At 37.1% G+C, this 15,600-nt stretch carries 13 protein-coding genes; 5 read left to right on the forward strand and 8 right to left on the reverse strand.

Features of this window, described 5'->3' with window-relative positions:
• Positions 1-17 precede the first annotated feature (17 nt).
• The 3 genes from AC106S_RS01105 to AC106S_RS01115 all read left to right on the forward strand — a co-directional run bounded on the left by AC106S_RS01105 (position 18) and on the right by AC106S_RS01115 (position 4,435).
• Positions 18-896, forward strand: a complete 879-nt coding sequence (locus tag AC106S_RS01105) for a DMT family transporter (protein ID WP_482437290.1) — start codon at positions 18-20, stop codon at positions 894-896.
• 241 nt (positions 897-1,137) lie between these two features.
• Positions 1,138-1,878 (forward strand): bactofilin family protein, encoded by a 741-nt coding sequence (locus AC106S_RS01110; protein ID WP_482437291.1) that lies wholly within the window; start codon positions 1,138-1,140, stop codon positions 1,876-1,878.
• Between the two features lie 367 nt (positions 1,879-2,245).
• The gene (locus AC106S_RS01115) at positions 2,246-4,435 is read left to right on the forward strand and encodes a B12-binding domain-containing radical SAM protein (protein ID WP_482437292.1); all 2,190 of its coding nucleotides are present in this window, start codon (positions 2,246-2,248) and stop codon (positions 4,433-4,435) included.
• Positions 4,436-4,715: 280 nt separating this feature from the next.
• Here the strand turns inward: AC106S_RS01115 and AC106S_RS01120 are convergent, their stop codons facing one another.
• From AC106S_RS01120 to atpD, 3 genes are all read right to left on the reverse strand, one after another.
• Positions 4,716-5,534 carry a hypothetical protein gene (locus AC106S_RS01120; protein WP_482437293.1) on the reverse strand — a complete coding sequence of 273 codons (819 nt, stop codon included), beginning with the start codon at positions 5,532-5,534 and terminating at the stop codon, positions 4,716-4,718.
• A gap of 77 nt (positions 5,535-5,611) precedes the next feature.
• The gene (locus AC106S_RS01125) at positions 5,612-5,893 is read right to left on the reverse strand and encodes a FoF1 ATP synthase subunit delta/epsilon (protein WP_062699876.1); all 282 of its coding nucleotides are present in this window, start codon (positions 5,891-5,893) and stop codon (positions 5,612-5,614) included.
• 81 nt (positions 5,894-5,974) lie between these two features.
• Entirely contained in the window at positions 5,975-7,483 is a 1,509-nt protein-coding gene (gene atpD, locus AC106S_RS01130) for a F0F1 ATP synthase subunit beta (protein ID WP_482437294.1), read from the reverse strand.
• 208 nt (positions 7,484-7,691) lie between these two features.
• Between atpD and AC106S_RS01135 the strand changes: the two genes are divergently transcribed.
• On the forward strand, positions 7,692-8,612 hold the full coding sequence (locus AC106S_RS01135) for a bifunctional riboflavin kinase/FAD synthetase (protein WP_482437295.1): 921 nt from the start codon (positions 7,692-7,694) through the stop codon (positions 8,610-8,612).
• A 52-nt stretch (positions 8,613-8,664) separates the two neighbouring features.
• On the opposite strand, the gene AC106S_RS01140 is transcribed toward AC106S_RS01135, so the two are convergent.
• Both AC106S_RS01140 and AC106S_RS01145 read right to left on the reverse strand, forming a co-directional pair.
• Positions 8,665-12,420: a DUF3857 domain-containing protein gene (locus AC106S_RS01140; RefSeq protein ID WP_482437296.1), complete on the reverse strand. Its 3,756-nt coding sequence runs from the start codon at positions 12,418-12,420 to the stop codon at positions 8,665-8,667.
• Positions 12,421-12,440: 20 nt separating this feature from the next.
• Positions 12,441-12,794 carry an MmcQ/YjbR family DNA-binding protein gene (locus AC106S_RS01145; RefSeq protein WP_482437297.1) on the reverse strand — a complete coding sequence of 118 codons (354 nt, stop codon included), beginning with the start codon at positions 12,792-12,794 and terminating at the stop codon, positions 12,441-12,443.
• Positions 12,795-12,924: 130 nt separating this feature from the next.
• Here AC106S_RS01145 and AC106S_RS01150 point away from each other — a divergent pair, with 130 nt between their 5' ends.
• The gene (locus tag AC106S_RS01150; RefSeq protein WP_482437298.1) at positions 12,925-13,581 is read left to right on the forward strand and encodes an NAD(P)H-binding protein; all 657 of its coding nucleotides are present in this window, start codon (positions 12,925-12,927) and stop codon (positions 13,579-13,581) included.
• Between the two features lie 327 nt (positions 13,582-13,908).
• Here AC106S_RS01150 and AC106S_RS01155 read toward each other — a convergent pair whose 3' ends face one another.
• The 3 genes from AC106S_RS01155 to AC106S_RS01165 are packed head-to-tail and all read right to left on the reverse strand — an operon-like array spanning position 13,909 to position 15,583.
• Positions 13,909-14,484, reverse strand: coding sequence for a glutathione peroxidase (locus AC106S_RS01155; protein ID WP_482437299.1), 576 nt, complete (start codon positions 14,482-14,484; stop codon positions 13,909-13,911).
• Positions 14,485-14,525: 41 nt separating this feature from the next.
• The gene (locus AC106S_RS01160; RefSeq protein WP_482437300.1) at positions 14,526-15,188 is read right to left on the reverse strand and encodes a histidine kinase; all 663 of its coding nucleotides are present in this window, start codon (positions 15,186-15,188) and stop codon (positions 14,526-14,528) included.
• Positions 15,185-15,583 carry a hypothetical protein gene (locus AC106S_RS01165; protein WP_482437301.1) on the reverse strand — a complete coding sequence of 133 codons (399 nt, stop codon included), beginning with the start codon at positions 15,581-15,583 and terminating at the stop codon, positions 15,185-15,187. Before AC106S_RS01165 ends, AC106S_RS01160 begins: the two co-directional genes overlap by 4 nt.
• Positions 15,584-15,600: the final 17 nt, after the last annotated feature.

A 15,600-nucleotide genomic window follows, 5' to 3' on the forward strand; every position in this document is an offset into this window, starting at 1 on the left:
AAACTGATATAAAGAAAATGAAATTCAAGGGTTATATGCTGGGTGTTTTATCATCCGTTTCATATGGGTTGATCCCTATTTTTATCCTGCCGCTGAAACAGGCCAGATTTTCTATGGATATTACTTTGTTTTACCGTTTTCTGTTTTCAGCGATGATGGTAGGCGGGTACCTGCTTTATTCCGGAGAGCGTTTCAGAATCAGCAAAAAGGAAACTTTAATCCTTGCCGTACTGGGGATCTGCTATGCCCTTTCTTCTGAGTTTCTCTTTATAGGTTACGATTTCCTCACGCCGGGAATTGCTTCCACCGTGCTTTTCATTTATCCGGTCATTGTAGCACTCATCATGTTTTTCTTTTATAAGGAAAGACTTACAAAACTATCTGTAATTTCCCTGTTACTGGCTTTTGCAGGAGTTATTGTTTTATGTTTAAAGGGAGAAGGTCTGGAAATCAATTTTGCGGGTCTGGGAGTTGTGATGCTAAGTTCCCTGTTTTATGCACTTTATATGGTGATTGTCAACAAATCAGAGCTTAAAGTATCAGGATTTAAGCTTTCCTTCTATTCTATGCTGTTTACTTCAGCATTTTTTATGCTTAAAGCCTCCACAGGCGGCGAGTCATTTGCTGTTCCTTCCCTGTCTGTATTTTTCAGTTTTATAGTCTTTGCATTTCTTACCACTGTTATTTCCAGTTTATGCCTTGTATACGCTATTAAATATATTGGTTCCACACCAACAGCCATTTTAGGAGCACTGGAGCCCGTAGTAGCTGTAATGGTAAGCGTATTGATCTTTCATGAGAAATTCACAGGTAATCTTTTTATCGGGATCACGCTGATTCTTCTGGGAGTTATCCTTAATGTAATTGGGGATAAAAAAAGGATAAGCCATGCTTAAGGATGATCAGACAAAGATTTTCTTCAGTCTTATATAATGGCTGCTTCTCCTGGTCTTGAAATTCTCAGGTCAGGTACGAATAAAAAAAGATATATCTATTTACTCCATAGAATTTTTAAAAGCAAATTTGATATTCTGGCGTAAAATTTTTCAGTTTTTCCATGTATATTTGTGTAACAATCCCTCAGCTGCAGAACCTGTTTACAGAGACGCAGTTTTATGTTATCAATAAACACCACAAATGAAAACAGAAAGACTCACAAAAGAACAGCTCAATGGCAGGATAAAAATAGCATCTGAAAAACTATATTCTGCTGTTCAGGCCGCCCTCGATTTTACTTTTCTCAGCGAAAATGATCCGGATGATGACAGTTTTTCAGAATTTCTTGAAATGCTGGACGCTGAAACAGCCGAAAAAATAAGAGAAGCCTCTTTGCAGATGGATAATGATGAGGAGGAACCTGAAATCCTGCTGATGAAAAATGAATGTTCCACTTCCCTGAATCTGATTACAGAAGAAGGTGAAGGTTTCAAAATTATGCTTATTGAAGGAGACCTGAACTTAAGCGGCAATTTATTCGTTGAAGATTATGTTACTCTTATTGTAACAGGTCAGGTCAAAGCTAAAAATATAATTGTTAACGGTTCTCTTTATTCCTCAGGCAGTATTTCCTGTAATGTTTTGTTCGGAGCATCGTCCAATGATCATGAAACGTATACCGTAGGTAATATCTATGCTTCCCTTGTTGCAGAAAACGGGCAGTACACCGTTTCAGAAGGCAGGATATATGCCAGATACCTGATCAGTTTCCATAATGAAATCGATGGAAAATCAGGAAGATTTATTGAAAATGCTTTAATTGACAGTGATACAGAAGCAGCCAGACTTCATCATAAGGTTCTGGACCAAAACGGATATTTTGATGAGGAAGCTTTTCTGCATTTTATCAGCCATCACAGTGTAGAGGCTTTATTCTATTAAACTTTATCGTAGATTAATTAAACCCGGGAAATATTTTTGTTGAAAAATGTTATGGTAAAAGTCTTTTACCTGTTATACTTCTTTTAAGAGGCAAATTTCTATTCATCTAAATATAAAAATCTGCTGAATCTGCGAGCAGAAAAAATTTAATAATGAGCAGCAGGATGCTTAAAATTGTTCTATCCCGGTCAGCCGGTCTGCCAATAAATCAAATTCCGGGTTTGCAATATAAAGCACAAATTGTCTATCTTTGGCGGGCAGTTAGAAAAAGAAATCACAAATCATAACCGCTTGTTTTTCAAATGAAAACACATTGTTATTTCTTCTGTTAAACTGAATTTATAAATAAATCTGTAAAAAACTCCTGTTGAAAGATCTTCTTCTTATCACTCCGCCTTTTACCCAGCTCAATACCCCTTATCCGGCAACCGCTTATATTAAGGGATTTCTGAATACCAAAAAAATTTCCAGTTATCAGGTTGACTTAGGAATTGATGTTATTTTAAAACTTTTTTCAAAAGACGGCATCCGGAAGGTTTTTGATCAGAAGATGGATCTCCTGTCTGTTTCTGAAAATTCACAGAGAATTTTTGCTTTAAAAGATGAATATCTGAAAACCATAGATCAGGTAATTCCTTTTCTTCAGGGGAAAACACCAACGCTGGCAAGGCAGATCTGCAGTATGAATTTCCTTCCCGAAGCTTCCCGTTTCAACCAGCTGGATGATATGGAATTTGCTTTCGGAAATATGGGGCTTCTGGATAAAGCCAAGCATCTTGCTACTTTATATCTTGAGGATATTTCCGATTATATCGTAGAAAATATCGACCCTGATTTCGGTTTCAGCAGGTATGCGGAACGTCTGGGAAAAAGTGCCAATTCATTTGATGAATTATATTCAAAACTAACAGATCATCAGACCTTTATTGATGATTTTACTTTAGAGATTCTAAAGGAAAAGCTGGAGACAGTACAGCCGAAGCTGGTATGTTTTTCGATTCCTTTTCCCGGAAATTTATATTCCGGATTCAGATGTGCCCGGTTTATCAAAAAGAATTACCCGCACATCAAAACGGCAATGGGCGGTGGTTTTCCCAATACGGAGTTAAGGGAAATCAAAGATCAGAGGGTATTTGAGTTTTTTGATTTTATTACACTGGATGACGGTGAGCTTCCCCTTGAACTTCTTCACGATCATATAACCGATCCTGAAGAACATCAGGAATATAAGAGAACCTTTCTGCTTGAAGGCCGGGAAGTCGTTTATAAAAATAATTCCAAAAGACACGATTATAAGCAGGCCGACATAGGAACTCCTGATTATACGGATCTTCAGCTGGACCAATATATTTCAGTGATTGAAATTGCCAATCCGATGCACAGCTTATGGAGTGACGGAAGATGGAATAAACTGACGATGGCTCATGGATGCTATTGGGGAAAATGTACTTTCTGTGATATTTCCCTGGACTATATTAAAATATATGAACCTATCTCTGCAAAAATTCTGGTTGACAGAATGGAAGAACTGATCAGAACCACCGGTGAAACAGGATTTCATTTTGTGGATGAAGCTGCTCCGCCGGCATTGATGCGGGAAGTAGCCCTGGAGATTCTGCGGAGAAATCTCGTTGTGACCTGGTGGACCAATATCCGCTTTGAGAAAAGTTTCACCAGAGATCTCTGCTATCTGCTGAAACTTTCAGGATGTGTCGCCGTTTCCGGAGGTCTGGAAGTGGCCAGCGACAGGCTTTTGAAATTAATAGATAAAGGAGTTTCCGTAGAACAGGTAGCCCGGGTGACCAGAAATTTTACCGAAGCCGGAATTATGGTTCATGCCTATCTGATGTATGGCTACCCTACCCAGACGATTCAGGAAACCGTAGATTCCCTGGAAATGGTAAGACAGATGTTTGAAATGGGAATTCTCCAGAGCGGATTCTGGCATCAGTTCGCTATGACTGCCCACTCACCTGTCGGGCTTCATCCTGAAGAATTCGGAGTGGTTCCCGTAAAGGAAAAAATTATGTTTGCCCATAATGATATCGACTTCAAAGATAAAACAGGAATCGATCATGGCCGGTTCAGTTTCGGTCTGAAAAAATCTCTTTTCAATTATATGCACGGAATCAACTTTGAACTTCCTCTTCAGGAATGGTTCGATTTTAAAATTCCACGAACAACCATACATCCGGATCATATTCATGACTGTCTTCTGGATGATGAAATTTTTAAACTGAAAAACAATTCAAAAGTTATTTTTTTAGCCCAGAACGTAATCGCTGAGAATCGCGTAAAAAATAAAAAGAAATACTCCGGTACGTTTACACTCCTTACATTCCACCTGAAAACGAATATTGTAAAGGTAGAACTGGAACAGGAAAAAGCAGAATGGCTGATGAATGTCCTGCGGGAAAATTCAATTGAGAATCAGAAAAAACCTACTGTTCAGCAACTTAAAGTTCAGTTTGAGGAAAATTTTGAAGATTTTGAATTGTTCTGGTTCTCGAAACCCATGCAGCAGCTGAAGGAAAACGGCGTGATTTTATCGCTTTAATTTTTGAACTAAAATTGGACAGGAAATTTAATTTTAACGATTTTAATACTTTTTCTCACAGATTTTTATGGAATATCATCTGAGTAATCCTCTTCCCATTTAATTTTTTTCTGCGATTTCTTCGAAGGTATATTTTCCGGATTCTATAATCTTCTCTTTATCATTATGCAGCCGTATTTTTCACATTGGGTAGCCCGATAACTATTCAGATCTGGAATTTTTGTGCTGACAAGAATGAAAATAATAACAGAAAAAGCAAAACTTTCATAACTGTATTTTATTATTGTGAGACTTGTTTTTCAACAGGGCCAACAGATACCTTTTCCTGTATTTTGATAAAATTCGGATCCATAATAGCCATTCTTTCTGCTATTGCTTTATAGGTAGGAAATTTCAGGAGCGCTGCTCTTCCGGACATTTCCCTGTAAATAGTAAAGATTTTCCCGTTGGCAGTTTTAATCTGCTTTGTTGTGGTGATGTAACGCCCGATAAATTTGCTTTTTGCATCATATACTTCAATATCTACAAAAGTTTTATCGGTAATGGTATCTTCCGAGCCAAAACTTACGGGTAAATTGGTAAAATATCCTACCGGAACCCCATTGCTTAAAATCTCTCCAACTTTATTGACTTCTATATTCAGTTTATCTATTTTGCTTCTGGTGGTATAGGCATCTTTTGTTTTTGTGTCAAGCTTCCTTTTCGGAACATTTTTAAAGATTTCATCCAGATTCCTGATGTTTATCCCTTTGTTATCGATAACTTTTAAGCCTTTTATAGAGGTATAAACCGCTGATTTTTCTTCTCCTGAAAATGCTGACGGAGAAATATAGTCCATGTCTATGGTTTTATCCCTGTTATATACCCTGTTCAGCCGGATATAGCTGTCTCTTACAGAATCCACAACACTTTTATCTATGAATTCTATGGTGTATATCGGGGTTTCTTTCAAATCCATGAATGTATAAACATTGGATTTGTTTGATATTTTGGCTACATGTACCCCGTCAAGGCTTATAATACCTCTTTTGGTTTTGAAGTTCTGAGCATTGAAAAAGGTCCCCAAAACGGCAAAAAATATGATCATCCCATTCCTCATATAATCAGATTTTATGTCATAAAAAAAAGTGTAACAAAGTTACACTTTCTTGAAAATATATTTAGCTTTTCATTTAATTATTCACAAAGGATGATTCCTTTATTATTATTAAATTCTACAACACCGCTTTTGATAGGATAAGAAAAAGCTGAATCCTTTTCGTTTTCTTTGGTTAAGTTTTTGGTATATGCTTCATCAATAGATTTGGCAAAAAGCTTTACTTTACCTCCGATTAAAGAAGAAACAATACCTGCGTGGTTTTTCATGATGTGGAATTCACCATTTTTCCCCGGCAGCAGTACAGAGTCTACTTCTCCTTCAAAAACTACATATTCTGGTGTTAAAATTTTTATATTCATAGAAACAAATTTGAAATTTGATGTTTGAAATTTGAAATTACTCATCGAATCTCAAATTTCAAATCTCAAATTGTTAATAATTTATGCGTTTTCAGCTAACATTTTTTGTCCGGCTTCGATAGCTTCTTCGATGGTTCCTTTCAGGTTGAAAGCAGCTTCCGGAAGGTGGTCTAATTCACCGTCGATGATCATGTTGAACCCTTTGATGGTATCTTTAATGTCTACCAGAGATCCAGGGATACCTGTAAACTGCTCTGCTACGTGGAAAGGCTGAGATAAGAATCTCTGAACTTTTCTTGCACGGTAAACTACTGCTTTATCTTCTTCTGAAAGTTCTTCCATACCAAGAATGGCAATGATATCCTGAAGAGCTTTATATCTCTGAAGAATTTCTTTTACTCTCTGAGCACAGTTGTAGTGATCTTCACCGATAACTTCAGGAGCAAGGATTCTTGAAGTAGAAGCCAATGGATCTACCGCCGGATAGATACCTAATGAAGCGATCTTTCTGTCAAGTACCGTAGTTGCATCAAGGTGGGCAAAGGTAGTTGCAGGAGCCGGGTCAGTTAAGTCATCCGCAGGTACATATACTGCCTGTACAGAAGTAATGGATCCGTTTTTAGTGGAAGTAATTCTTTCCTGCATCGCTCCCATTTCAGAAGCAAGTGTCGGTTGGTAACCTACCGCTGAAGGCATACGTCCAAGAAGTGCAGACACCTCAGAACCAGCCTGTGTAAAACGGAAGATGTTGTCTACGAAGAAAAGTACGTCTCTACCCTGTCCGCTTTCACCACCATCTCTGTAATACTCAGCTAATGTAAGACCAGAAAGTGCTACTCTCGCTCTTGCACCTGGCGGCTCGTTCATCTGACCGAACACGAATGCAGCTTTAGAATCTTTCATTACTTCAAGATCTACTTTGGAAAGATCCCATCCTCCATTTTCCATAGAATGCATGAAATCGTCACCATACTTGATAATTCCTGATTCCAACATCTCTCTCAAAAGGTCATTTCCTTCTCTCGTTCTTTCACCTACTCCGGCGAATACAGAAAGACCTCCGTGTCCTTTTGCAATATTGTTAATCAACTCCTGGATCAATACTGTTTTACCTACACCGGCACCACCGAACAAACCGATTTTACCTCCTTTTGCGTAAGGCTCGATAAGGTCGATTACTTTAATCCCTGTAAATAAAACTTCTGCAGAAGTTGAAAGTTGATCAAATTTTGGAGCTTCTCTGTGGATTGGCAGCCCGCCATCCTTAGAAATATTCTGAAGCCCGTCGATAGCATCCCCAACAACGTTGAATAGTCTTCCGTTCACAGCTTCACCAATAGGCATCGTAATAGGATTTCCGTATCCGATTACATCCTGACCTCTTTTAAGACCATCAGTTGCATCCATTGCGATACATCTTACTGTATCTTCTCCAATATGCTGTTCTACTTCTAAGACTACCTTTTCACCGTTTTCCTTTGTAATTTCCAACGCGTCGTAGATTGCAGGAACTGCTTCTACATCTGTAAAGACAACGTCGATTACCGGACCAATAATTTGAGAAATTTTACCTTTAATTTGGTTTGCCATTGCTAAATTTTTTCTTGGTGCAAATATAATGATTCTTCATAAACCCGCAATTGGTAAAAAAAAGATTTTTATCATGCTTTTTATAAATTTATTCATCCGGCAGTTGATTGATCTTTCAGCCGCATTTCCCGGCTGAAAATATTGGTCTGCTGTTATCTTGATAGATTGTTACATTATATCTATATTTGCAGTCAAAATTTTTTCCGTTTTGAAAGTGTTCAAGAATTTTAAAGATTACTCTTCTCAAAGACCTCTGGCATTGTCTTTAGGCATGTTTGACGGAGTGCATCTGGGTCACAAAAGCATCATTGATGAACTTATAAAATCTGGTAAAGACAACCACCTGGAGACTGCCATTCTTACTTTCTGGCCACATCCCCGTTTTGTTTTCAATCCTGATGAGAATCTTAAACTTCTTAATACTCTTGAGGAAAAGAAACAGCTGGTTGAAAAATACGGTATTGATCATTTATTCCTGAAAGAATTTGATGAAGAGTTCAGAAACCTTACCGGAGAAGAATTTGTCCGTCAGATCCTGATCGAAAAATTAAATGTAAAATACCTGATCATTGGCTATGATCATTCTTTCGGAAAAAATAAAAGCGGCAATTTTGAACTTCTTCAGAAGCTGTCCAAAGAGCTTGATTTTGAGGTAGAACAGATGGAAGCGATCAATATTCATGAGAATAACATCAGCTCTACGAAAGTCCGCAACGCACTTCTGGCAGGCAATATCAAAGATGCCAATGAAATGCTGGGCTACGCTTATTCTGTTTCGGGTACGGTGGTTCACGGGAAGAAAATCGGAAGAACAATTGGATATCCTACCGCCAATATTGAGACGGAATCCCTTAAACTCCTTCCTAAAAAAGGGGCTTATATTGTTGAAGTCGACGTAAAAGGCCGGTCATACAAAGGAATGTTAAGCATTGGAACCAATCCTACGGTGAACGGTGAGCAATTAACCGTTGAAGTTTATATCCTTGATTTTGATGATGATATTTACGGTGAAAAGATTACGGTAAAGTTCAGGGATTTCCTTCATGATGAGATTAAATTCGAAGGGCTTGAAAAACTGACAGAACGGCTGGATGAAGATAAAAGGCTGACGGAAGCGTTTCCGTTTTAAGATATTAAAAAAGGCTATTCATTGATGAGTAGCCTTTTCCATGTTTATTCTGTTATTTATATCCCAAAATCTGATTTTCTGCGTTGATCGCTTCTTCTACAAATTTTTTAAATTCCGGATATTGTTCTTTTCTGATATTATCCCACGGAGTTTGGGATTTCCTTGTTATTTTTAATCTGTTATTTTTTTCCAGCTCATAACTGATTGAATAGTTGAAATTGTTATACGCCATAGTTTTACTTTCAGGAATTTCAATAAACTTCATTCCCTCAGGAATATTAAGATATACTTCTTCAAAATATTCATTCTGCCGTTCATATTGCGTGTACAGAATATCTGTATTTCTGTTTTCAGTAGCAACCACATCCTTTGTAAATGGTTTTGTAATAAAAGGAATCTTCATAATTTTCAGATTGCCTACGGATTGAGGTTTATCACTGATATTAAACTGAACTTCATATGATAAAGGGGTTGCAGTAAGATCTTTCCCATCCAGCAATTTTACTGATTTTACGTTGATTACCTTATCTAAAATTCCACCATATTCCTTTTCCATATTTTTTTTACGGTTTTCTTCTGTCTGTGAACTCTGGAAGAAAGTATTATAATAACTTTTGGTTTCTCCCATTGTATATTGCCTGGTTACAAAGCTCTGATCATCTCCGTTAATCTGAACTTCACTTACAGACCTGAACAGGCTTTTTGTATTATTATCTGCCGGTATATCAATAAGCCGGGCAGCATTCCCGCTGTTCTTATCTGTGGAAATCACCAGACCTTTTGCCTTATAATTGCTTTTAACAATGGCATTAAAGGGTAAATACTTGTCTGTCATTTCAAGGAAAGTTTCCTTTCCGTCGAGATTTACCTTTACAATGCAGTGATTGAAACTTAAATTAGGCAAAAGAAGACGTTGTGGAGAGTTATCATTGGTCTGTACCAGCACGAGATTGGATTTCAGCCCTGCCTGATTTCCCAGAATTAAAAATAATGTAGATAAATCTTTGCAGTCTCCAAGCTTTGTCACCAATGTTTTGGATGGTTTTTGAGGGATAAATCCGCTCTGGCGAAAATCCACAGAACTGTAAGATACATTTTTCTCAATATAATTATAAATTTTTTCAGCTTTTTCAGTATCGTTCATTCCTGAAGTACCGTTGGGGAATATCTCCCTGAAGGCTTTATCCACTACCCTGTCTGATACCAGGCTTTTTCTGATCAGATCCGAATACCAGTTGGATATTTCCTGCCAGGTTTTTATAGAATTGGCCGTTACCGAAATAGTGGCATCATAATATGTGGGCCTGTAATTTTCATCCAGATTTATCTCCGGAAGATTATTAAGTCTCCAGGTCTGAAACAGTTTATTTCCCACTTTTTTCTTTGTAGAAGCCACTTCTGCGTTATGACTCTTTACCTGATAAGGCATATTTTCAGGAGTGATGACCGTAAAGACGGATTCTACAACAGGATATTCGGAATTAAAATAAGAACTAATATTAAAATCTTTGTAGAATCGCCCGCCTCTTCTTTCTATACTTTCTTTTTGTATAAGAACCACATCTCCCACTTCAAGACCGGTGAAGACGATCTGGTCATCGGATTTTTCTCCCGGCACAATACTGCCGTTCGGTTTTACGATTTCAGATTTCAGCACATTGTCGTAATAGCTGATATAGTACTCTTTCAGTTCTTCTATTCCGCTTTCTGAAGTAATTTCATAGATATAGGTACTTCTTTTTTTGAATCCTCCTTCAGGATATACATTTACAATATATTCATCCCACAATGTGGTAACTCCTTTTTTTCCTTTTACTCCTTTGTTTTTTCTTTCCGAAGCCAGCTTTTTCAGATCTTTTACAGAAACCTGGTCAATTTCATCTTCGGTCTGCCCCAGATCTTTGATAAGCTTATACATCCGTTCATTCTCTGCAAAATGAGAAAGGGATTCCCGGGCATACTTCACAGCTTCATCCTTATTTTTCTGCAGTGCCAGGATTTCAGCCTTTAATGCCATCAGAGAATAGGAATACGGAAAATTTTCAAGCCCTTCATTAATCTGTTTCATAATTTCCGGATCTTTAGGATCTTCCTGTAAAAGAGAAATATATTTGGTTCTCAGCACATTTAAAGACGGATATATTTCAATGAATTTTCTGATCAGTTTCTTTTCATCCTCTATCCTGTTGGCCTTTTCATAATAATTAAATAATGAAGACATGATATCAAGATTATTTCTTGTGGCAATAAAGTCTTCCAGCTTTTTAATGATGCCGCTCTGATCTTTTTTATCAGCTTCTTCAAGGGAAGTTAAAGAAATAGTATATTTTTCATTATTGGCAAAAGCTTTTTTCAGGCTGGTTACATGGGACTTCATCTTTTCGATATCATGATTTCTTGCGGATATAATCACATCAAAAAGTTCCGTAACAGCTCCTGCCTTTGTTTTTTTCAGGAGCGCCTTATATTTTTCCAGTTCCTGAATGCTCATATTCTTGGTAATATTGTCATCAGCAATTTTCATAACCGGGACCTGGTAATATTCAGGATCATTCACTTCTATATTCTTAAGAATTTCTGTGATTTTCACGTGATCTTCCAGATTGTTATAATACCGGGAAAGGAGCATCTGAACGAGAGAAGATTTCGGATATTTCTGGGTAAAAAGGTCTATTTTTTCCTTTGCTTTGTCATTCTGCTGATTGTTAAGATAACCCAGAGTCAGAAGGTAATCATAAATAAAATCATTGGGAGACTGCATGATTTTCTCCTTGAGCTTGTGTTCAAATTTCAATTCTAATTCTTTGGGCTGAAGCTGGGCAAGTGTACTTTTATTATACTCCTGATAAGTATCAAAATAAGCCAGATCACTGATTTTGCTGTAATTTGTATCAAAAGGCACAACCATAAACCCTGCCGTCTTATCAAGCTGTGAATCATTTTTAATGAGCAGACGGTTCATTCCTTTGGGCAATATCACTTCCACAAGATGTGAACCCGTAGAGGTATAACCGTCTTTTGTGCTTGACAGTATTTCGGTATCATTCAGGAAGACCTTGAGTTCATTATTTGCATTGACTTCAAACCATACTTTTCTTTCTTCCGGATTATCTATAAATGTTTGTGCATAAACAATTCCCCGTCCATACTCCAGCTCATTGATGAAAAAACTGAATCCTCCGTTATCTTTATGTTTTTTGTTGTACCAGCCTACATTTCCAAAACTTCCGGTATTGAATAATCTGTCGTTTTTAGCATAGGTCTCCGGCTCATATTCGTTGTCCATACCGCTTCCGTTAAGGTTTTCAAATACTCCGGCATACTGCCATTTATCAATTTTTCCGAGTTTTGAAAGCGCATCAGCAGATCCGGCAAAATTACCTCTCATATAATCAAAATAAGTCTTAAGCTCTATAATGCCGTTTACCTTTCCGAAATTTTTACTGCCATACAGGATATCTACTTTTTTGTAAGTGTAATCATCAATTCCGCTTTCATCCATATCGCCCAGCATACATTTCTCCTTGAAAACAGGATACAGATAAGCTTCTTCATCGGTACTGTTTACAAAATGGCTCACAAAGGTTTCATCAAAAATGAATTTACCCATTTCCTGATCAATCATTGCATCCAGAAAAAGGCTTTCAAAGTTTTTAAATTTTTGGGACTGTAATGTTTTATCGTAGAAAGTTCTGGCTTCATCTCTTTTGTTGTTCAGCAAAAGTTCCCAGGTTCTGGCATGATCCTTTGACTGAGCAAATGCTCCGACTGACAGGAAATAAACAGCCGAAATCAATATTTTTTTCATGGTATCAGTTTCGTTTTTTTTTAAGAATTATTTATTATGTTCTGATCTTTTTTGGTTAAGGACTTAAATACCAGCTCGTAGGACTGATCTATCATTTTAAAGACCAGCTCTCTTTTCAGCCCGTCTGTCATTACAGAATTCCAGTGGGTTTTATTCATATGAAATGCTCCGGTAATCTGCGGATACTGCTCGCGGAGTTCAGCGCTCCATTCGGGATCTGTTTTCACATTAATACTCAAAGGCTGTTTTTCCAGGGGCATCAGCAGGAACATTTTGGTTCCGACTTTCATAACGAGAGTTTCATTATCAAAAGGAAATGTTTCAGTAACTCCTTTTTTAGCAAGACAGTAGTCCAGAATTTCGTTGGCATCCATATTATTTATGAGTAATGGGTAATTAGCAATGAGTAATATATAATGATATTTACCGTTTCTTATGATCTTTTATTGATCCAAATTTAGTAAATTTAAGAAAGAAAATATCGTTTCATCAAACCACATTGTTATGAAAGCTTTAGTAATCGGTGCTACGGGTGCCACAGGAAAAGATCTGGTCAATCAGTTACTCAGTGATAAAGATTTTGAAGAAGTTGATATTTTCGTAAGAAAACCTGTTGATATTCAGAATGATAAATTAAAAGTACATGTTGTGAATTTTGAAAATCCCGGGGAATGGAAGGATCAGGTAAAAGGCGATGTCGTTTTTTCCTGTTTGGGAACTACCCTGAAAGATGCCGGAAGCAAGGAAGCCCAACGGAAAGTGGATTTTAATTATCAATACGAATTTGCCAAAGCCGCCAAAGAAAATGAGGTGGAAGATTATATTCTGGTTTCAGCTTACGGAGCCAGTCCGGATTCTAAAATTTTCTATTCCAGAATGAAGGGAGAGCTGGAAGAGGCTGTAAAACAGCTGCATTTTACCAAGATCACTATTTTTAAACCCGGAATGCTTGAACGGAAAGATTCGGCGAGAACCGGTGAAGTATTAGGCAGCAGGATCATTAAATTTGCCAATAAATTAGGCCTTCTGGAAAGCCAGAAACCGCTTCCTACTGATATTCTGGCCAAAGCGATGATTAATTCTTCCAAAATAAAGAGTAATGGATATTCCAGTATTAAGCTGGGGAATATTTTTTGCTTTGCGGAAAAGAAAGCGGAGTGATGCTATGAGTTGGAAGCTGGGAAAGGGAGGGGGAAGTTTTATAAGTTATGATATTTAAAAATCCGGTGTGAAAGTTGAGCGTTTTTTTTTAAATCGCAATGCTATACAAAGATGAATAACAACAAAGTGTTTTTAAGAGAAACAAGGCCGTAAACTTAGCAAAGTAATACTAAGAAACTGTGTTTCAGAGATGTATTTTCGGAAATATTTAGTGATCTAAATCTGAAAATAATTAACTCCGCTCAATATGACATTTCTAATACTAAGTGTATTGTAGTTTGTCATACTGAGCGGAGTCTGAATTGAACTAAACGTTTATTTTTTCTGTTATTTCAGATACTTTGTAATAGCTTCGTCTGTCGGTTTTGTGGTGCTGACGAATGTATCCACCAGTTTTCCGTTTTCATCGATCAGGAATTTGGTAAAGTTCCAGAGAATGGTGGTGTTTTTTACCCCATTGAGTTCTTTTTCCGTAAGGTATTTAAAGATAGGAGCTGTATCGTCCCCTTTTACGGAAACTTTTGCAGCCATCGGGAATGTTACTCCATAATTTTTCTGGCAGAAAGCCCCGATTTCAGTATTGGTTCCCGGTTCCTGACCTCCGAAATTGTTGGCAGGAAAACCTACAATCACCAGTTTTTCTTTATGCTCTTCATATACTTTCTCCAGATCTGCGTATTGAGGGGTAAACCCGCACTCTGAAGCTGTATTTACAATAAGGATCTTCTTTCCTTTGAAATCGGCAAAGTTGATTTCGTTTCCGTCAAGGCTTTCCACCTTGAAATCATATATTGTTTTTCCCATAAGTTCTTTGGTTTTAGCCTGAGAAATTTCACTTTTCTGATTGGTGCAGTTTTGTAAAAATGCTACAAATGAAAGCAGCAGCAAGAACATCTTTTTCATTTTTATCGATTTTAAGCAGCCGGGCTGCGGTATTTCTTCCGTTAAAACTTAAAAATATTTGCCGGAAACACTTTATTGACATCTATCCTGTTCAAAAGCATCACATAATCTCCGTCTTTTTTAGTACTTGAGGATTCTATTTTGAAAGGCATCAGAAGATTTCCCACTTTTTTATAATCAGCATATACCAGTGTTTCGTCTTTTTTCACCTCTTTTAAAAGCATATAGGTTTTAGTGTCGAAATAATATATGTTCTTATTCACATTTTTTGTGAGTTCTACTTTATGGCAGTAGATCTCTCCCACTTTTTCTTTTCCGAGATATTTTGCTTCAAAACCTTTGCTTTCCCAGTCGATGAAGTCGTTATCAAAACTTTCCGGTACATATTCCGCATATTCCTGAAGTTTATTGGCGGCATAATTCATTGCATAGCCTTTTGTTCCGTCAAACCCTTCAATCGCTGTATCTTTTCCGTTGATGGTAATAACTGTTTTGGTAAGATTCGGGCGCTGCTGGTATATTTTTATAGGATATTCATCTTTGATGCCTAACACTACTTTTCCCTGCAGCAATACTGAATTTAAAAGTTTCCAGTTCGTTAATCCCCCGGAAAGCTCTATATTTTTATCTATAATTTCCTTTGCAGTCTGGGAATACAGTGAAGTGGCAACGATTAAAAAGACTAAATATATTATTTTTTTCATTTATTTTTTTTAAAGTAATATTTCAGAGAAGGTCTGAATACCAGATCCGGTTCTCCTTTTTTCTTTTGAGGTACAAGATTTCCGTTCTCATACTTAAAAATCAATTCCGGGACCTCTCTAACCCCTGTTGGCTTTGCAAGATATACTATTTTATTTTCAAATCTATAATTTACCGGCTCTTCTTTGGTTTCTTTTTTTGACGGTATCTCTAAATAGGACGGATAAAGCTGATTATTTTTAAATTCCAGAACGATGAAGGTGTATCTGTCCAATACTCCGTTCGTTGTGGCTATACAGCTGTACCTGAGCCGGGCATAGAATTTTTTATCATTCAGATCCTGTCCTTGCAGATGTGAACAGCAAAATAATATTCCTGTTAAAAATAAGGTTTTCACCTATAAACTTATTTATC

It is taken from the genome of Chryseobacterium sp. FR054, assembly GCF_056844565.1.

Coding starts and splice junctions, on each gene's coding strand:
- AC106S_RS01105 (WP_482437290.1), top strand. CDS start 18: ATGAAATTCAAGGGTTATATGCTGGGTGTTTTATCATCCGTTTCATAT.
- AC106S_RS01110 (WP_482437291.1), top strand. CDS start 1,138: ATGAAAACAGAAAGACTCACAAAAGAACAGCTCAATGGCAGGATAAAA.
- AC106S_RS01120 (WP_482437293.1), bottom strand. CDS start 5,534: ATGAGGAATGGGATGATCATATTTTTTGCCGTTTTGGGGACCTTTTTC.
- AC106S_RS01125 (WP_062699876.1), bottom strand. CDS start 5,893: ATGAATATAAAAATTTTAACACCAGAATATGTAGTTTTTGAAGGAGAA.
- atpD (WP_482437294.1), bottom strand. CDS start 7,483: ATGGCAAACCAAATTAAAGGTAAAATTTCTCAAATTATTGGTCCGGTA.
- AC106S_RS01140 (WP_482437296.1), bottom strand. CDS start 12,420: ATGAAAAAAATATTGATTTCGGCTGTTTATTTCCTGTCAGTCGGAGCA.
- AC106S_RS01145 (WP_482437297.1), bottom strand. CDS start 12,794: ATGGATGCCAACGAAATTCTGGACTACTGTCTTGCTAAAAAAGGAGTT.
- AC106S_RS01150 (WP_482437298.1), top strand. CDS start 12,925: ATGAAAGCTTTAGTAATCGGTGCTACGGGTGCCACAGGAAAAGATCTG.
- AC106S_RS01155 (WP_482437299.1), bottom strand. CDS start 14,484: ATGAAAAAGATGTTCTTGCTGCTGCTTTCATTTGTAGCATTTTTACAA.
- AC106S_RS01160 (WP_482437300.1), bottom strand. CDS start 15,188: ATGAAAAAAATAATATATTTAGTCTTTTTAATCGTTGCCACTTCACTG.